The sequence below is a fragment of the Gemmatimonadaceae bacterium genome (assembly GCA_036003045.1).
Taxonomy (GTDB): Bacteria; Gemmatimonadota; Gemmatimonadetes; order Gemmatimonadales; family Gemmatimonadaceae; genus JAQBQB01.
The window spans coordinates 1-18,839 of record DASYSS010000089.1; the positions used below are offsets into that span (position 1 = coordinate 1).

The window sequence follows — 18,839 nt, forward strand, 5'->3', positions numbered from 1 at the left end:
CGATCACCGGCGACGAGACGCACACCCTCGCGTCGCAGTGGCCCCACGGCGCGCAATGCGGCCGGACCGGCGGCGTACCGGCGCCGACGAGCCCGATGAACCGGCGCTCGATCGTGCAGTACGCCGTCGTCTGGCTGAAGCGGTAACCCGCGCTACTTGCCGATCATGAGAATCGTGAACGAGCCGGGGATCGCCGGCGCCTGACTGCCACGGCCGCCGCCCGGCGGAGGCGGCGGGGCCGGCCCGCGTTCGACGCTCATGACGAAGATGTGGCCCGTTTTCGTATCGAGCGTGAGTGTGCGCGCACCATTCATCGTCTGGAGATTCTCTTCCACGTCGAAACTCGTGGGACTGTTCTCCTTGATGACAGTGAGCGTGCCGTTGCCGCCGGAGCTGAAAGCCTCCATCGTGGCGGGATTGAACACCGCGCCGTCGGAGCCGCCGGCGAGCGGCAGCTTGGTGAGGATTTTTCCGTCTTCCGAGCTCAGGATCACCATCGTTGGCGGCGGCGGCGCCGCACCGGGCTGCGGAGGCCCCGCCGGTCCGGTCCGAGAGCACGCGGCAAAGAGCACGTGGTTCTTGGTGTCGAGAGCGAGACCGTTGCATCCGGTGTTCCCGCCAAAGGGAAACACCTTCGTGACTTTCATGGCTTTCTCGTCGATCACCGCGACGCTACCGCTGTCCTGCATGAGGGCGTACAGCGTTCCCTTCCCATCCGCGATCGTCTGCTCCGGAGTCCCCGGCAGGGGGATCTTGCCGGCGACGGCGCCGTCCTTCGCGTCGATCACGATGAGGTCCTTCGTCGGGTGGCTGCCGATATAGACTCGGCCGTCGAAGTCGTCGAAGTAGATGCCGTCGGGGCTGAATCGATTTGGAGGCTGCATTCCATCGGTTGGGTCGATCGTCTTGATCATCTGCATCGACTTCGTGTCGAACATCGAGATGTTCGGGTGGCTGCTCGCGAAGCCGTGGTTCGTCTTGGCGTCCACCGTCGCGCCGTTGCCGCCGCCGTTGAGGATGGTGCCGAGCGGCTGGAGCGTCTCGAGGTCGAACACGGTGACGCGGCCAGGTACGGAATCCCGGGCGGGGGTGCTGTCTGTGGCGGCGACGGCGCGCACGGCGTTGCGCGTGATGTACAGCCGACGGTCGACCGAGTTGGCGTAGATGTAGTCGGTGCCGCCCTCGCCGCCGACCTTGGCGCGCTTCAGCACCTTGTACGGTCCGTCGGTCGACGGCTGTTGGGCGGAGAGCGCAAGCAGAGGCGGAGCGACAGCGATCGCGACAGCGGTGACGGCGACGAGACGTTTCATCGGAGTGGCTCCGAGTCGAGGCAGGCGCGAAAAAAAGGACAACGCGGGATCGCGGCACGCTGCGACCTGCAGGCGTCGGTGTCAAGCGCAAGACGCCCGACGAACCGTTGTCAGGGTGGTGACAGGTTCGCCGGGCGCCGGCCGTCGCAGTACTCGGCGCTCAGCCTTTCGTGCCTCGGCCGGAATACCTCAGGACGTAGAACTCGCGATCATCGGCCGCGTCGCGGCGCACCGAGTCGACATCGTAGCCGCTGGACAACGCCCACCGAAAGTGATCGCGCACGGCAAGCCGCCATTGACGCGCGGTGGCCAGCGATCGCTGAGTGATGGCGAGGATGTCCGACGGCACCTCGATGAGCACATTCGGCGGCGGCGGGCGCTGGCCGCCCCCCGTATCGAGCGGCTGGTCTCCCTCTCTCGGGAACGGAGACAATAGGGGCAGCCGACCACTCGGCGGCTGATGCCGGTCGGATTCCACCGCCGACGTCAGCGTCATCACGATGAGTCGGTCGGTGGGAAGACCGAGATGCAACGGACTCATCGTCGTGCCGTACATGTCGGGCACGTACTCGACGACCGACGAGCCCAGGCGATTGAAGTTGAAGTACGCGTTCTTCGCCATGAGCGGATCGAACGACCAGAACACGCGGCGGATACCCAGCTTCGACAGCGCGGCGCGCTGGTGCTCCTTGAGCATGCGTCCCAGGCCAAGGTTTCGCGCCGACTCGCGAACGCCAAGCATGTGCGACCAGTGAACCAGCTCGCCGTCGCGCACACCGCTCACGCCGAACACGAACCCCAACAGCTCACCACCGGCGTCGAACGCCCCGGCGGCGAGTCCGCCGACGTAGTCCACCACGTGCAGCAGCGTAACGGGAACGACGTCGGTCGGCTCGAATCCCCACACGTGACGCTGGAGCGCGACGCACGCCTCGCACTCCTCGACGGTTCGGAGCGTCCGAATCTCGACGGATGGGTGCGTGCGCGACGTCGGCACACTTCCCGCGGCACCGGGTGATTCGACCGCCGGCGCCCGCAACGGCGAGGATCGCGTCATTGACTGTTCGACACCGCTTCGTTGCGCAAGAACTTTTTGAAGAACGTGTCCATGCGGCCAAACACGTAGAGCCATCGGCTGTGGACGAGCGTCTCGTGCGTATCGTCGGGATTTACGATCAACTCGTAGTACACGTTGCGCGCGCGGAGCAGGTCCACGAGACCGATCGTCTGCGAGAACTCGACGTTGCGGTCGTCGTCGTTGTGCCAGATCAGCACCGGCGACTTCCACGAATCGATCGCCGAGATGGCCGAGGACTTGAACGACACTTCGGTCGTGTCGAGCGAATTGCCCCACAGGTGCACGCCGGCCATGTCGACGCCGGCGGCGAAGACGTCGGAGTTGCGCGCCAGCGCCTGCGACGTGAGCACGCCGCCGTACGACAAGCCCCAGATCCCGACGTGCGACGCGTCGACGTCCGGCCGCGACTGCAAGTATTTCCCCGCCGCGATCACGTCCTTGTACTCGGCGTTGCCGCGTCCGCCCGTGTTGGGCGCGGTGCGGAACGACTTCCCGTAGCCGATGCCCGAACGGTAGTTCACGGACATCACGACGTAGCCCTGGCTCGCGAGCCACTCGTTCACCGCGTACGCCGTCGCGTAGAAATCCATGTAGTGGTAGCCGAGCAGCATCTGCCGGATCGGGCCGCCATGGACGAAGATGATCGCCGGCCGTTTTTCACCAGCTTTGAGATTCTTCGGCAGGAAGAGCTGGTTGTGGAACTCCATTCCGTCATCGGCCTTGAGCACGACGGCGGTCGGCGCGACTTGCGCGGCGGCCGGGAACTCGGCCGGCAGCGTCGGGAAGATGAGACGGCGCGGACTCGTGCCGTTCGCGGACCCTGCCTCGGACGACACGACGCCGACGGACAACGGCAGCGTGCCGCCGGACGTCAGAACCGCCACTTGTTTCCCCGAAGAGAGCGGCGCCGGGTACATCTCGATTTGATCGCCGGTCGTGATTTGCACGGCGGGGCCGCCGGCGGTCGGCACCTTCCATAGATGGCGTCGATCGATGTCGCCCGCGTTCGTGGCGTAGAAGAGCGTCGTCCCGTCGCGAGACAGACCGGTCGTTTCGACGGCGCCCTCGCCCGGTGTGAGCTCGACCGGCCCGGCTTCCGCGCCGCCGTCCACCGCGACCGAGTACCAGCGGATCCACTCTTGGGGCTCTTGCGGGAAGATGACACGCGTCCCGGCCCACGCGATTCCGGCGACCGTCGGGAAGGTCTTGTCGTTCGGTTGATTGTGCCAGAACTCGTGCGCCTCGCAACCGCCGGCCGGCGTCGGACAGCCGGCGATGTCGGCGACCATCAGAGAAATCGTATAACCACCCGTGAATGCCGCGCGATACATGCCGTCGGCTCGGCCACCGCCGGCATCGCTCGCGCCGCGGGCCGCCGCTCCTGCCCCGCGACCGGCTCCGCCGCGGCCGGCGCGGCCACCGGGGCCGCCAGGATTGCCGATGCTTCCATCGCCGGCCTGGGCCTGAAGTCCGAAAGGAACCCCGGGACGGCGAACGAAGGCGAGCCGCTTGCCGTCCGGAGACCACGTCGGGCTTCCGTCGACGTCGACGCTCGGCGCGACGTAGTGCAGCCGCCGCGTGCGAACGTCGTACACGCCGATGAGCGAGTGATTGTCGCGGGCGCTGACGAACGCGAGCTTCGCGCCGTCCGGCGACCAGCGCGGATTCCCATTGCGCCCCCACTCCTTTATGTACGGCTGCTGGTCCTTTTCGGCGGGCGCCGCCGCGCGCGGCACCACCTGATATCGAAAGATCTGTCCGTCGCGCGAGAACACGACGTTGCGGCCGTCGGGCGCAAGCGCGGGGCCGGCCCCCGGACCGAGGCGCCACGCGGCGCTTGCATTGGTATACGCGGCCCAGATCGCGCGGTCGGGGCCTTGCGGGTCGCTGCTGGGATTGGCGATCCAGCCGACCCGATTGGGCTCGCTGCCGCGGACGAACGTCACGATCGAGCCGTCGTCGGAGATCTCGAGCTCCGACAGAATGATTCCGTCGTCGTCGAGGAATTTCGTCAGGCGGACCGGCTTGAAGTCCGGCGCCGAGGCCGTGTAGATGTTGCGCCGCCCACGGTCGTACGCGATCCACGCGATCCGGTCCGCCTTCTTCGCCGAGACCAACTCCGACGGATACGCCGGCGAAAGGAACTGCTCGATCGTCGGCTTCGACTGCGCGTCGCTCCCGATGAACGGGACGGAGATGATCGACGCCGTGATCAAGGCCCGAATATGCGCTTGCCGCATGTCTCCCCTCCTTCCTACGGGACGCGAATGAGCTCGTTCTGCAGAGGCACGCCGCCCTTTACCGCGACGGGTGCGTGATGTGAACACTTGATGACGGCCTGGCCGTTGGTGACGGAGATGCCGCAGTTACCGACGACATCGAAATTCATCGCGTACGGAATGCCTTCCGACGACAGGAAGGTCGGCCCGTCGGCGATCTGAAAATGCACGTGCGGCTCGGTGGAATTGCCGGAGTTGCCGAGCAGCGCGATCACCTGTCCGCGTTTGACGCGATCGCCCACTTTCACGCGCAACGATCCAGGCTGCAGGTGCGCGTAGAGCGCGTAGCGCCCTTGGCCGATGTCGATCGCGACGTAGTTGCCGCCGACCGTCGTCATCGTGATCGGCACGGCGCGCGAGTTGGCGCCGGGCACGTTTTGCGGAATGCTATCCTTGGTCGCCGCGATCACGCCGTCGGCCACCGCCATGAGCGGCGTTCCATAGGCGTAGTAGTTCTCGTTCTTGGCCGGATCGCCGCGGTGCGAGCTTCCCGTCGAATCGAGCTGGAGGAAATCGATCGCGAACCGTTGCCCGATGGCGGTGTGTCCGTCGAGCCCGAGCACCAAGCGTCGGTGCCCCGACGAATTCGACGGGCCGTTGAAGGCGGCCCATTGGCCGTGGAACGGCGCGGAGATGGCCGCGAGACCCGTCGCGACGGGAATCGCCGTGCCCTCCAGCACCACGTCGCTCGAATCCGTTCCGATCCGCGCGAGGGTGAGGCGATGATACAGCTTGGCCGGCGGCCGCTTGGCGTCGACTGGAATCCAGAGATACACGTACGCGCGGATCCCCCCGGGAATCTGCGTACGCTCCGACGCCGGAAGACACTCGACCGCCGGCCGGTTCGTCTGATCGGCGCGGCAAGTTGGCGGCGCGACTCGCGTGATCGCGCGAACCAGCGCGCTGTCCGCCAACGTGAATACGGACGCGCGGGTGTTCGCGTCGAGCACCTCCACGCGACGCAGGTACATCGCCGTCGGTGTGAGATTGCTGACGTGCAACTCGTACGACAGGAACGCGCCTGAATCGCTCACCGCGACGGTGGGCGGCTTGGGCACGCTGAACTCGACCGAGGGTGGAATCTGCGTCTGCGCACCCGCCACCCCCGCGAGCGCGACGGCGCCGAGCAAACACCCTTTGATGATCGGGCCCCCGTCCCGAGTCATGCGAATCATCCGCCGCGTCCGCCTCGGCCGCCGCGCCCTCCGGTGCTCTTTCTACCGAGCAGCGTGAGGTCGTTGCCGATGCCGAACCAGAGCCCGCTGACGGTATTGTCGGGCGAGATCTCGAACTTGATGTTGATTTGCCCGGCTGGTGAGCCGGGGGGAAGCAGCCAACGGAAGTTGTTGGCGTTCCAATACTGCAGTGCCCCGTGCCAGTCGCCGCGCCTCAGCTCGAGTTGGCCTTCGACGATCGACACGGTCGCCTCGCCGTACAAACTGTCCGCGTACGTGCCGACGAACGCGTTGATCGGCACTGGAGGCTTGGCGTCCTTCGGATGGTCGACGGCCTGCGCCGCCGCGACCGAATCGGCGCGCTTTCGCTGCACGAGATAGCGGTCGTACGCCTCGGCGCTCAGGTCTTTCATCGGCAGGCCGAGCGCGCGGTCGAAGATGTAGTGCATGACGACCGCGGGTAGCTGAGCGCCCTGCATGTTGCTCAATACCGCGACGCCAATGTGCTTCTCGGGGAGCATGCCCACCGCCGCGGTCATGCCGGTCGTGTTCCCGCCGTGCTGCCACATCAGCTGACCGTGATAGTCCTCGACGAACCAGCCCATGCCATACGAGCTGAAGTGCGTGACGGGAATCGAATCGCTCGCGGCGGGATTTCCTCCGCCGCCGCGTCCCGCCGGCGGCGCGCCCGCCACCGCGAGGATTTGCGGCGAGTGAGTTTCGCGGAGCGCCGTCGAGTTGACGAGTCGCTTTCCGCCGACGACGCCGTCGTTCAGCTGGAAGCGCAGCCACTGCCCCATGTCCTTCGCGTTCGAGAGGATCGACCCTGCTGGACCGATATTCTCGCCGTCGAACATGCCTTCGACGATCGCCGTGTCGTGGTCCAACGTGTGGGGGCGCGCGACGTTCGTCGTGGCGAGCCCCTTCGACGTCGTGACCGAGGACGTCATGCCGAGCGGGCCGAAGATTCGCTGCGGGATGAGCGCGTCCCAGCTGCTGCCGGCCGCCTTCCCTGCCGCTTGCCCCGCGGCGAGGAACATCATGTTCTGATATGAATACTTCGATCGGAACGGCGATTCCGGCTTGAGGAAGCGGATGCGGTGAAGCACGTCGTCGCGCGAGATGCCGGAGCCGAGCCAGACGAGCTCACCGCGCGCGATCCCGCTCCGGTGCGTGAGTGCGTCGCGAAGCGTCACCGCCTCGTTCGCTACCGGGTCGTACAGCCTGAACCCCGGTAGATAATCGGACAGATGGTCTTCCCAACGCATCTTGCCGTCGGTGACCAGCATCGCGACGAGTGTCGCCGTGAACGCCTTGGAGCTCGAGCCGATCTCGAAGAGCGTCTGGTCGTTGACGGCCGCGTGGTTTTGCGCGGACAGCGTCCCGAAGCCCTTCGTGTAGACGACCGTATCGTTGCGCACGATCGCCACGCTCATCCCCGGGATCTTCCAGGTCTGAACCGCCTTCGCGATGTACGCGTCGAGTCCGGGATATGGCTCCTGCGCCGCCGCGGCCGACGAGGCGGCGACGACGAGAAGCATCCCGGCGAGGGAAATCCTCGCCGGGCGCGCCGTGTGAAGTTTTGTCACGGTCCCTTCGCGATGCTGGGATTGTTGATTCGCTCGACGTCGGGAAGCGGGAAGCACGTCTCCGTGCCGTAGTTGCCACCGCCCGCGTACGCCGTACCGCTGGCCGGCGTGAACGCCAGGCCGTACCGGCGCAGGTCGCCGAGGCGATGCCCTTCGAGGAACAGCTCGCGGCGACGCTCCTCGATGATCTGCGTCTTGAGCTGCGCGGCGGTCTGCCCCGTTCCGTCGAACGCCGGGAGACCCGTGTGCGTCGCACGCGCCGCGTTGATCGCCGCGACCGAGCCCGGGAGATCACCGGCCGCCGCTTTCGCCTCGGCGACGATCAACTGCGCTTCGGCGTAGCGCGCGACCGGCATCGCCGTCGCGAACGTCGGGTACTTGTCCGGCGTGAAAATCGCCGCGCCCGGCGCCGTGCCATTCTTTCCCGTCGACGTAACGGCGACGCGCGGATCAGCCGCGCCGTTGACCGTCAGGCCGCGGAAGCTCGGGTCCACCGTGGCGAAGCTGCTGTTGTTGATCGTGAAGAAGGAGAAGTTCTGGCGACGGACGTTGACGGCGTCGGGGGACGTGTTGACGATGAACGTCGCCGCGATCGTCGCGGCGTCGGTGCCCGCCGCGGCCACATTGCCCAAATCGAGCTGCGTGCGCGCGCGCCCGAGCGTCGCCAAGCTCACCGTCGTGGGATCGGACGCCGCGGTCGCCGCCACGATCGCCGAATCGAATCTCGACTTGGCCTCGGCGAACACCTGGGCCGGTTGAAGCTCCGGTCCCAGGTTGATCGCCGCCGTGCACATGCCTTCGCCGAGCAGCACGAGGCTGTAGCCGGCGTAGGCGTACGACTGGCCGATGAGCTTCGTGCGGTTGACGCCGGCTGGCATTTGCGCGTCGGTCCAACCCTTGAGGAACGCGATCGCGGTGTCGGCCGACCGCCGAGCGATCGAGAGCGGCGTGTAAATCGCCGGCTGCTGGTTCGCCGAGGTGCAACTGCCCGTCCCGTACGTCGCGCTCGTCGGCAACGTGCGCCGGTCGTAGTCGAAGTTGGCGGCGTTCGAGATGCCGTCAGCCAGTTCGTCGGTAAAGACGCCCGACCCCACGACGTATCGCGAGTAGGCGCATTCGAAGTCGCTGATCGCTCCGTTCACGATGAGCGACGCGTTGAGCGGCGTATACACGGTGGCGGTCGAAAGCGCACCGGGGTTGGACTGGGTCAGCGTCGCGAGATCCGTGCAGGCGGCGACCGCCACCAGCACGATGCCGAAGGCTAGTGTTCGTCGCATAGGTCACCAGGAGAAGTTGAAGGTCACGAGGAAACGCGTGAGCGGCGGAATCACGCCCTGATCGATCGCCGTCGCGCCGTTGTTGCTCGTCGTGCTCTGCGCGGCGCCTTCGGGGTCGATCCCGCGATAGTTCGTCCACGTGTGCAGCTCTCGCGCGGCAAACGTGATGGACGGGTTGGTCACACGCAGGAAGCGAGTCGGAATGAAGTACGTCGCCGAGAGCTCGCGCAGCTTGACGAATGATCCATCCTCCATGAAGGCATCGAGATTGCCATTGATGGCAGCACTGAGGGCGGCGTCAGCCAGGTACGTCGGTGAATACTCGAGCGGGTAGTAATTCGCGCGGCACAGTGGGGCGCCGGCGAGACCATCGCAGCGAATCTCTTCGTTCTGGTTCCAGATCGTGTTGCCGCGACGGCCGTCGACGAGCGCGTACAGCCGCAGCGATTTGCCGAACATCAGCGTGTTGCCGAGCGAGAAGGTCTTCGTGGGCGTCGGGTTGCCGACGTAGACGAACGGCGCCGACGCGCACGCGACCGGCGCTTTCCCGGCCCCGCCGTCGCACAGCACGTTGATCGGCAAGTTGGTCGTGCCATCGCGATCCGCCGAAACGACGCGGCGCGTCCAGAGGCCGCCGATCGGATATCCGACGATGTTGTATTGCCCCGTACTCGCGATCGCGTTCGTGATGTTGCTCTTGATCTCGTTGTGGATCGTCGTGAGGTTGCCCGTCACTTCCCAGCTGAAGTTGCGCCGCTCGATCGCCTGGAGTCGTGCCTCGAGCTCGATGCCGTTGTTGGTGACCTTGCCGAGGTTGACCAACTGACTGCCGGAGAAACCGCTCGACGGCGCGACCGGCTGCTGCACGATTTCGTTCTGCGTCGTCTTGTTGTAGTGCGTGAAGTCGACGCTCAGCCGGTTGAACAGGCCGGCTTCGAAACCGAGCTCTGTTTCCGTGCCACGCTCGGGACGCAAGTCCGCGTTGCCCAAGGTGCTCGGCGTGACCGCGTTCGTGCCGTTGGGACCCTGGACCGGCAAGAACGTCTGCAGCGCGCTGAACGCCGTCGGTTGCCGCCCAGCCGCGCCGTATGCGGCGCGCAGCCGCAGCGCGTTGACGCGATCGCTCCACTTCCAGAACGGCTCGTCGCTCACCACCCACGACGCGCTCGCCTTGGGATACGTGACCCACTTGAAGTCCGAACCGAACGAGCTGTTGTTGTCCACGCGCACGGCACCGACGAGGAACAGACGGTCGCGCCACGCGACCTGCTCTTGCACGTAGCCGCCGATCGTCGTGTTGACGGTCTGCGCCTGCGTGGCGGATGCCGCCGTCGCGGCTGCGCTCACGGTTTCGACGCCGGACGCCGGGAAGCCCTGTCCGCCGAGGAAGCTCTGATTGGCTTCTGAATTGTTGAATTGGCCGCCGACCGACGTCGACGAGACGAGGAAGGAGCTGAGATCGAGCTTTGCGGTGCCCGCGTAATCAGCCGTGATCAGCGTCGTCCGGCGAAGCGTCTGACCGATCCGCCCGCCCGCCGCGGCAGCCGACAGAAACGGTTGCAGCGCCGGTGGCGCGAAGTGTTCGATTGCGCGGTCGTCCTGATCGGTATAGTCGAGCCCCAGCACGGCGCGATGCGTGAACCAGTGGGTGAGCTGATTGTTGACCGTCGTGCTTCCGGTGAAACGGTTGAGCCCCGTGGCGTTGTCGTACAGCGTCTGCGGCACGGCGACCGGGAAACCCGGATAGAAACCCGCGGCCGCCGGGAAGAGCAGCGAATGCCCCGCCATCGCGCCGAGCAACGCCGACGCGCCGACGTCCGCGCCGAGGTGGGTCGACATGTCGATGAAGTTCAGACTCGTCGATACGTCGGTCGACGTGCCGAGGGGCGTGCTCATGTTCAGGTGCGCGTTGAACTCGCGCTGCAGGTTGTTCGGCTCGATGCCGTAGTCGTTCTGGTAGCCGAGCGAGCCGTAATAGCGCAGCTGGTCGATGCCGCCGACGACCGCCGTCGAGTAGTGGCGCTCGAGCCCCGTCTTGAAGATCGGCGTGCCGCTGTCGGACATCGCCTTCACGCCGTTCCAGGGAACGATGTTGCCCGCCTTGTCCTTGTCGTAGTTGGTCGGCACGCGGCCCTCGGCGTCGCGGAAGAACATCGGCCCTTCCGATATCGAGGTGTGGAGCTCCGCGCGTCCCGATGCCCCTTTCTTCGTGATGATCTGGATCACCCCGTTCGCCGCTTCGGTGCCATAGATGGTGGCCGCCGCCGGACCCTTGATGATCTCGATGCTCTCGATGTCCGCCGGGTTGATGTCGTTCATCCGGCTCTCGACCGGATTGCCCTGCGCGCCGAGACCACCGGAGATTCCTGTCGGGCCCAGGTTGGTCGCGTTGTTGACGCGCACACCGTCGATGTAGATCAGCGGATTGTTCGAGAGACCGATGCTACTCGGCCCGCGGATCTGAATCGACGGTCCGGTGCCGATGCGACCGCTGATCGGCTGAATGTCCACGCCGGCGGCGCGCGATCGGAGAAGGTTCGCGAGGTCCGGCGGCGAAGCTTTCAGCACTTCGGTCGACGCGTCAATCGTCGATACGGTGTTCCCGATCGCCTTGCGCTCGGTCTCGCCGGCGGTTCCGGTCACGACGATCTGGTCGAGTGCGACGGCGCTCTGCTGCAACCCGACTTCGTGAGTGACCGTGACGCCGGCGGTGACGTTGACCGTCTGCCGATTCAGCGCGTAACCGAGGCGCAGCACGATGATCGTTCGGGCGCCGGTCGGCACTCCGACGATGCGATAGCGCCCGTCGTCGCCGGTGACCGCGCCGAGCCGCGTTCCTGCCACCTGGAGATTCGCTCCCGCGACCGGCTGGCCGGAGCGCGTGTCGGTCACGCGGCCGGCGACGATGCCGGTTTCTGTCTGTGCGTATACGTCGACCGGCGCACCGACGAATCGCGTCGTCGCGATCGCCAAAGACGCCAGGATCAAGAGCCTGCGACGCAGGCACTGATCAACGAGAGCTCGCATCCGTTCCTCCAGTGATGGTAAGCACGACCGACCACGAATCACGACGAGAACGCCGGCGCTGTATCCCCTTCACGACGCCGCGAACGCGAGCGCCAGAGGAAGTAGACCGGAGTTCCGAGCAAAACCACGACGAGCCCGATTGCCGCCTGGCGCGTTTGGCTGTACAGCGTGTTGCCGACGAGCAGCGCGGCGGCGAGGGCGAAGACGAGAGGTGTCACCGGATAGCCCGGCGTTCGGAATGGCCGCACCGCATCCGGCGCGCGACGTCGAGACGCGAAAACGGCCAGCGCGCCGAGGCCGTAGAAGATCCAGCCGGCGAAGACCACGTAGGTGAGAAGCTGCTCGAACGTGCCAGTGAGCGCGAGGACGATGGACCAGCACGACAACAGCACGATCGCCGATGCCGGGGTCGCGAAGCGCTCGCTGACCCTGGCGAGACGAGCGAAGAACAATCCGTCGCGCGCCATCGCGAAGTAGAGTCGCGGCGCGGTGAGCGTGAGCCCGTTCGTCGCGCTGAAGATCGAGACCAGCGCGAGAATGCTCAGCAGCTTGCCGGAGAACGATCCGAACACGGCGGCGGTGGCGTCGGCGGCGACGTGGCCGCTCTGCGACGCGGCGGCCGGGCCGATCGCCGCGACGTAGCCGACGTTCGCGAGCAAGTAGAGCACGATCAGCGCGAACGTCGCGACGGCGATCGAGCGCGGAAAGACACGCTGCGGATCGCGCGTCTCGCCGGCGGAGAAGGTGACGTACTGCCACCCCTCGTATGCCCAGAGCACGCCGATCATCGCCGCGCCGAACCCCGACATCACCGACGTCGTCAACGCGGGCGGCCAGAGCGACGCCGGCGCGGGCCACGCGTGTCCGGCGACCGCGAGCGCGATGCCGATGACGAGAAGCGCGCCGACTTTGATCGAGGTCGCCGAATTCTCCACCGTCGCGCTGTGCCGTGTGCCGCGGACGTTGATCGCCGCGATCACCACGATCATCAACGTCGACGCGGCCTTCGCGCCGACCGGCGAGAGCGGGACGAGCTGCCCCAGATACGCCGAGAACGCGACGGCCAGCGTCGCCACCGATCCGCTGGCGATGACGAGGAAGCTCGCCCATCCATATAGAAAGGCCGGCAGCGGACCGAACGCGTCGCGAATGTACGCGTACAATCCGCCCGCCTCCGGCGTCATCGCGCCGAGCTCGGCGTAGGTGAGTGCGCCGAGAAACGACACCACGCCGCCGACGATCCAGACGAGCAACGCGACGCCGAGATGTCCCTGCGTTTGTTTGAGCACGACGCCGGGCACGATGAAGATGCCGGATCCGATCACCGTCCCGAGCGTGAGCAGGAGGAGATCCGTGAATCCGAGCGTGCGCCGCAGACCGGCATCGTGAGTCGCGGTCACACGGCCACCAGCGCGTCGCCGGCGCGCACGACTTCGGACCGCACCGTGAGCGATTCGATCATCTCGACGTCGACGTCGACGCCCAGCCCCGGCCGGTCGCGCGGAACCGCCACCATGCCGTTCGCGTCCATCGTCCACTCGGGCGAGACGACGTCGCGCGCCCAGTAGCGCGCGCTCGGACTCAAGTCGCCGGGCAGCGAGAAATTTGGGAGCGACGCCAGCGCGACATTGTACGCGCGCCCGATCCCGCTCTCCAACATGCCGCCGCACCACACCGGCACGTTTGCGCCGCGACAGACGTCGTGAATCGCGATCGACGCCGCGAATCCACCGACGCGTCCCGGCTTGATGTTGATGATCCGTCCGCTGCCGAGCGCGATCATGTCGTGCGCGCGCGTGACGTCGACGATCGACTCGTCGAGGCAGATCGGGGTCGTCATGCGCCGCTGCAACTCGGCGAGTTGCAAGAGAGCGTCGGCGCCGAACGGCTGCTCGAGCATCACGAGGTTGAACGCGTCGAGCGCCGCGAGGTGCGAGGCGTCGTCGATCGAATACGCGGCGTTCGCGTCGACCATCAGATCGACGTCGGCCCCGACGGCGGCGCGCACGGCGTGCACGTACGCCACATCCTGCCCCGGCTGAATCTTGAGCTTGACCTTTCGATAGCCCGCCGAGACAGCGGCCACGGCACGGTCGACGAGCCGGTCGGGCGACGATTGAATACCGAGCGAGATGCCGGTCGGAACGTGGTCGCGCGTGCCGCCGAGCAGCGCCGCCAACGGAACCTGTTCGAGCTCGGCGGCCAGTCCCCAGCATCCCATCTCGAGCGCGGCCTTCGCCATATCGTGCCCGCGGATGTCGCGGGCGAGGATGTCGTGGACGTTCGCGGGACCGCTCAACTCGCGTCCCACGATCCGCGGAGCAAGCCACTCGCGGATGGCGAGCCAGGCCGTGTCGACCGTCTCGGGCGTGTAGATCGGCAGCTGGAACGCGACGCACTCGGCCCACGCGCTCGCGCCGCTCTCGTCCTCGAGCTCGAGGAGCAAGATGCGGCGCGTCGACATGACACCGGAGGAGATCCGAAACGGCTCTTTGAGGGCGAGCTGGATCTCGCGAAGCGTCACACGGGCGATACGCAGCATGCGATGGACGAGATCCGGGGGGGGGAGGGCTAGCGCGCTCGCGTAACGACGGTCGGATCGTCAGGTCGCGACTGAGGCACGCCAGTTGGATCGACCATTCTGGTATACCAACCTGCGCTCGTCAAGGGCGGTCACATCGGTCTTGCTGGCGCCCTCGACGCCGTCGTACAATTCCGACGTGCCCTCACCGAAACCGCGCCGTCCCGCGCCCGCCTCGCGTTCGGCTACCGCGTCGCACCGGCCGTCCGCCGGCCGCGCCGCGGGTAAGGACGCCCCCGACAACGTGACGCGCGTCTACACCGAGCTGCGCTCCCTGATCATTTCCGGACAACTTCCCCCGGGCGCGCGCATCGCCGAGCGGGCCGTCGTCGCCCGCATGGGATTGAGCCGCACGCCCATTCGCAGCGCGCTGCACCGCTTGCAGCAGGAAGGATTGGTCGCGTCGGTGGGGCGAGCCGGCGATCAGCGGCTGATCGTCACGCCGCTCACGCGCGGCGACGGCCGCGAAGTCTTTCTCATCGTCGGCCACCTCGAGGGGCTCGCGGCGAGCGAAGCGGCGTCGCTGCCGACCGAGCAGCGGAAGCAACTCGTCGCGCGGCTGCGCGAGGTGAACCGCGCGCTCGGCGTCGCGGCGAAGGCCAAAGCGTCACCGGCGCGTCTGTTCGACCTCGACCTCCAGTTCCACGCGACGTACGTCGAAGGCGTCGCCGGGCCGCGCGTCGTCGCGCTGCACCGCGCCATCAAACCGCAGAGCGAGCGCTACGCGCGGCTCTACGTCAACGTGTTGTTGGACGAGTTGCCCACGTCGGTCAAAGAGCACGAGACGATCGCCTCCGCCATCGCGAAGGGCGACCGCCGGGCCGCGCAGCACGCAGTGGAAACGAACTGGCAGAACGCGGCCGTGCGCCTGTCGAACGTGATCGCCGAGCACGGCGAGCGGGGCAGCTGGCATCTGTGGGACGCCGGCGCCGACGGCAACGGCGCGGGTCCGTCGGAACGCCGCTCCTAGTCGACGTCGTCGAAATCGGCGGCGTCGCCGCCGTGCAGGAATACCAAAGTTGTACGCCGCGCGGCCACCGACTCGAGCGTGGCCGCCCTTCCTTCCGGAGAACGCATGTCACGCCGACTGGTTTCGCTCGCTGCCGGATTCGTCCTTCTGTCCTCGGCCGCCGCGGCCCAAGGCACCCGCCTTCTTCGACACCCGGCGATCAACGGCAACGTGATCGCGTTCGAGTATGGCGGCGACCTCTGGGTCGCGACACGGTCCGGCGGACCGGCGCGCCGTCTCACGTCGACGCCGGACGTCGAGACGGAGCCGCGCTTCTCACCCGACGGCTCACACATCGCGTTCAGCCGCACGTCGAACGGAAACACCGACGTGTACGTCGTGCCGACGGCCGGCGGCGAGCCGACACGGCTCACCTTTCACCCGGGCAACGATCGCGTACGCGGCTGGACGCCGGATGGCAAGCGGGTCGTCTTCGCCAGCGAGCGCGTGAGCGCGCCCCAATCGTCCTACTTTCGGATGTTCACCGTGCCGGCCGCCGGCGGCTTCGAGGAAGTGCTGCCGATGCCGCGCGCCTTCAGCGGCGTTCACTCGCCCGACGGCACGCGCGTCGCCTATGAAGAGATTTCGACGGCGTTCATTCCCGATTGGTACGAGGCGAGCATGTGGCGCCACTATCGCGGCGGCCGCACCCATCCGATCAGCGTCATCGACCTGGCGACCTGCGCCGTCGAGAAGCTGCCCTGGCAGAACAGCAACGACAGCGACCCGATGTGGGTCGGCAACACGGTGTACTTCCTCTCCGACCGGAACTACACGCGCAATCTCTTCTCGTACGATCTCTCCACGAAGAAGCTCGAGCAGCTGACGCGCCACAACGACGCCGACGTGATGACGGCATCGGCGGGATCCGACGCGATCGTCTACGAGCAGAACGGCTTCATCCACCTGTACGACATCAAGAGCGGCCAATCGAAGCAACTCGCGATCGACGTCGTCGGCGATTTTCCGTGGTCGCGGCCGCAGTTCAAGCGCGTCGCGAGTATGATCCGCGACGCGAGCCTCTCGCCCACCGGCGTGCGCGCCGCGTTCGAAGCGCGTGGCGACATCTTTACCGTACCGGCGGACAAGGGGGACTGGCGCAACCTGACGAAGTCGCCCGGCACGCACGACCGGAATCCCGTCTGGTCGCCCGACGGCGGGCAGTTGGCATGGATCTCCGACGCGAAGGGCGACGACCAACTCATGATCGCCGACCAGTCGGGGCTGAGCACGCCGCGCGCCGTTCCACTTCCCGGCTCGGGCTTCTTCTCCGAGCTCGAGTGGTCGCCGAACGGAAAATCGCTGCTCGTCGACGACAACCACCTGAACCTGTGGACCATCGACGTCGCGTCGGGCAAGGCGGCCAAGCTCGATGAGGATTTGTACAACACTCCCGGGCGCAGCTTCGACGCGACGTGGTCCTCCGACTCGCGATGGGTCGCGTACACCAAGAGCCTCGACAGCCACATGCGCGCGGTTTTCGTGCGCTCGCTCGCCGAGCCGCAATCGCGGCAGCTGACCGACGCACTGGCCGACGCCGTCTCGCCGGCCTTCGACGCAAGCGGCAAGTATCTCTACTTCCTCGCGAGCACCGATTACGGTCCGCGATCGGGATGGGTCGAGATGAGCGCGGTGGATCGGCCGTCGAAGCGGTCGGTGTATCTCGCGGTGCTCAACGCCAACGATCCGTCGCCGCTCTTGCCGGAAACGGGCGACGAGCCCTCCGGTCCGGCCGCGCCGCGAGCGAAGGCGGATTCGGTTCTGCACGTCGACTTCGCGAACATCGGCCAGCGGATCTTGAGCCTCGACGTACCGGCCGCCGACTACGGCCAGCTCGCCGCGGGTCCGGCAGGCACGATCTTCTATTCGGAAACCGTCACCGAAGGCAGCGGCCGAGCGACGACGCGGCTCCAGCGCTACCAGCTTCGCGTTCCCGGCAACCCCGCTCCCGGTGGTGCGTCCACCTTCCTCGACGGCATTCGGTCGTTCACGCTGTCCGCCGACCGAAAAAAATTGCTCTACGCCGCGGGCGTCGGCACCGGCGCGCGATGGGGGATCGTCGCGACGACCGGACCGGCGAAGGTCGGCGACGGCGTGATCAACGTCGCGGCGTTGGAGAGTTGGGTCGACCCGCGCGCCGAGTGGGCGGAGATCTTCCATGAAGGGCTGCGGCAGCAGCGGGAATTCTTCTACGACGCCAAGCTGCACGGCGCGGATTGGAAAGCCGTCGAAGCGAAGTACGAACCGCTCGTCGCATTCGTGAATCACCGCGCGGATCTCGGATATCTCATGGCGCAGACCGGCGGTGAGCTCGTCGTCGGTCACTCGTACCTGCTCGGCCCCGGCGACGTGCCGAGCGACCCGCCGGTGAGCGTCGGTCTCCTCGGCGCGGACTACACGGTGGAGAACGGCCATTATCGCCTGCACCGCGTTTACACCGGCGAGAATTGGAACCCCGATCTGCGCGCGCCACTCAGCGCGCCCGGCATCGACGTGAAGGAAGGCGACTATCTCCTCGAGGTGAACGGCCGCCCGATCGCGCCGCCGACCAACGTGTACTCGCTGTTCGAGGGCACCGCCGGGCATCAGATCGCCATTCGCGTCAACGGCGCGCCGACGAACGAGGGGTCGCGCGTCGTGACCGTCGTTCCCGTGGCGAGTGAGGACGGACTGCGCACGCGCGCCTGGATCGAGGACAATCGGCGCAAGGTCGACGAGTTGTCGCACGGCCGGTTGGCGTACGTTTGGCTGCCGAACACGACGATTCCGGGCTACCAGGCATTCACGCGCTACTTCTACTCACAGCAGGGGAAAGACGGCGCGATCATCGACGAGCGATACAACCACGGCGGATTGGTCGCCGACTACATCGTGAACGAGCTGGATCGAAAGCCGATGGGTTATTTCGCGATGCGCGACGGCAAGACGTTCACGACGCCGGCCGCCGGCATTTACGGTCTCAAGGTGATGATCGTGAACGAGTCGGCCGGCTCGGGCGGCGACGCGCTCCCCTATTACTTCCAGATGCGCCACATCGGCCCGCTGGTTGGAACGCGGACCTGGGGCGCCCTCGTCGGCACGACCGGCACGCCGCCGACGATCGACGGCGGCGGCATCACGGCGCCCAGCTTAGCGTTCTATGACATGAACGGGCACTGGGCCGTGGAGAATCAGGGCGTCACGCCGGAATTCCAGGTCGAGTACTCCGCGGCCGAGGTGTCGAAGGGGCACGATCCTCAACTCGAGCGCGCCGTGCAGGAAGCGCTCAAGCTGCTCGACCAGCATCCCGTGACGCGGGTCGCACGCCCGGCGCCGATCGATCGCGTCAAGCCGCCGACGCGCTAGCGTGGTCGAGTTGATACACTGGGCAGGAGCCGCGGGAAACTGAAAGGCAAGACTGATTGAACCGAAAAGCAATAATGGTGAAGCTTTTGTGAGAACGCGCAAGCGCCCGTCCGGCCACAAGGTTGGCGTGAAACAATTTCAACGCAGACGACACAGACTTGAAACGACA

At 66.6% G+C, this 18,839-nt stretch carries 11 protein-coding genes; 2 read left to right on the forward strand and 9 right to left on the reverse strand.

Going from position 1 to position 18,839, the window contains the following annotated elements; genetic code table 11:
* Window positions 1-152 precede the first annotated feature (152 nt).
* The 9 genes from VGQ44_20035 to menC all read right to left on the reverse strand — a co-directional run bounded on the left by VGQ44_20035 (window position 153) and on the right by menC (window position 14,277).
* Window positions 153-1,310 carry a hypothetical protein gene (locus tag VGQ44_20035; protein ID HEV8449128.1) on the reverse strand — a complete coding sequence of 386 codons (1,158 nt, stop codon included), beginning with the start codon at window positions 1,308-1,310 and terminating at the stop codon, window positions 153-155.
* A 160-nt stretch (window positions 1,311-1,470) separates the two neighbouring features.
* Window positions 1,471-2,367, reverse strand: a complete 897-nt coding sequence (locus tag VGQ44_20040) for a hypothetical protein (protein HEV8449129.1) — start codon at window positions 2,365-2,367, stop codon at window positions 1,471-1,473.
* The gene (locus VGQ44_20045) at window positions 2,364-4,628 is read right to left on the reverse strand and encodes a prolyl oligopeptidase family serine peptidase (GenBank protein HEV8449130.1); all 2,265 of its coding nucleotides are present in this window, start codon (window positions 4,626-4,628) and stop codon (window positions 2,364-2,366) included. Before VGQ44_20045 ends, VGQ44_20040 begins: the two co-directional genes overlap by 4 nt.
* A 14-nt stretch (window positions 4,629-4,642) precedes the next feature.
* Complete coding sequence (locus tag VGQ44_20050) at window positions 4,643-5,842, reverse strand: M23 family metallopeptidase (GenBank protein ID HEV8449131.1); 1,200 nt, start codon at window positions 5,840-5,842, stop codon at window positions 4,643-4,645.
* Window positions 5,839-7,431, reverse strand: a complete 1,593-nt coding sequence (locus VGQ44_20055) for a serine hydrolase (GenBank protein HEV8449132.1) — start codon at window positions 7,429-7,431, stop codon at window positions 5,839-5,841. Before VGQ44_20055 ends, VGQ44_20050 begins: the two co-directional genes overlap by 4 nt.
* A complete protein-coding gene (locus VGQ44_20060) occupies window positions 7,428-8,708 on the reverse strand; it encodes a RagB/SusD family nutrient uptake outer membrane protein (protein ID HEV8449133.1) in 1,281 nt (426 codons plus the stop codon). The genes VGQ44_20055 and VGQ44_20060 overlap by 4 nt, the downstream gene beginning before the upstream one ends.
* 3 nt (window positions 8,709-8,711) lie before the next feature.
* Entirely contained in the window at window positions 8,712-11,735 is a 3,024-nt protein-coding gene (locus VGQ44_20065) for a SusC/RagA family TonB-linked outer membrane protein (GenBank protein HEV8449134.1), read from the reverse strand.
* Window positions 11,736-11,773: 38 nt separating this feature from the next.
* Window positions 11,774-13,135, reverse strand: a complete 1,362-nt coding sequence (locus VGQ44_20070) for an amino acid permease (GenBank protein HEV8449135.1) — start codon at window positions 13,133-13,135, stop codon at window positions 11,774-11,776.
* Entirely contained in the window at window positions 13,132-14,277 is a 1,146-nt protein-coding gene (menC, locus tag VGQ44_20075; protein ID HEV8449136.1) for an o-succinylbenzoate synthase, read from the reverse strand. The genes VGQ44_20070 and menC overlap by 4 nt, the downstream gene beginning before the upstream one ends.
* Window positions 14,278-14,455: 178 nt before the next feature.
* Between menC and VGQ44_20080 the strand changes: the two genes are divergently transcribed.
* Window positions 14,456-15,286: a GntR family transcriptional regulator gene (locus VGQ44_20080; GenBank protein ID HEV8449137.1), complete on the forward strand. Its 831-nt coding sequence runs from the start codon at window positions 14,456-14,458 to the stop codon at window positions 15,284-15,286.
* 105 nt (window positions 15,287-15,391) lie between these two features.
* Entirely contained in the window at window positions 15,392-18,670 is a 3,279-nt protein-coding gene (locus VGQ44_20085) for a PDZ domain-containing protein (GenBank protein HEV8449138.1), read from the forward strand.
* Window positions 18,671-18,839 lie beyond the last annotated feature (169 nt).

Excerpts from the sequence above, each read along its gene's own strand:
- VGQ44_20060 (HEV8449133.1), bottom strand. The coding sequence starts at position 8,708 with ATGCGACGAACACTAGCCTTCGGCATCGTGCTGGTGGCGGTCGCCGCC.
- VGQ44_20045 (HEV8449130.1), bottom strand. The coding sequence starts at position 4,628 with ATGCGGCAAGCGCATATTCGGGCCTTGATCACGGCGTCGATCATCTCC.
- VGQ44_20040 (HEV8449129.1), bottom strand. The coding sequence starts at position 2,367 with ATGACGCGATCCTCGCCGTTGCGGGCGCCGGCGGTCGAATCACCCGGT.
- menC (HEV8449136.1), bottom strand. The coding sequence starts at position 14,277 with ATGCTGCGTATCGCCCGTGTGACGCTTCGCGAGATCCAGCTCGCCCTC.
- VGQ44_20050 (HEV8449131.1), bottom strand. The coding sequence starts at position 5,842 with ATGATTCGCATGACTCGGGACGGGGGCCCGATCATCAAAGGGTGTTTG.
- VGQ44_20065 (HEV8449134.1), bottom strand. The coding sequence starts at position 11,735 with ATGCGAGCTCTCGTTGATCAGTGCCTGCGTCGCAGGCTCTTGATCCTG.
- VGQ44_20085 (HEV8449138.1), top strand. The coding sequence starts at position 15,392 with ATGTCACGCCGACTGGTTTCGCTCGCTGCCGGATTCGTCCTTCTGTCC.
- VGQ44_20035 (HEV8449128.1), bottom strand. The coding sequence starts at position 1,310 with ATGAAACGTCTCGTCGCCGTCACCGCTGTCGCGATCGCTGTCGCTCCG.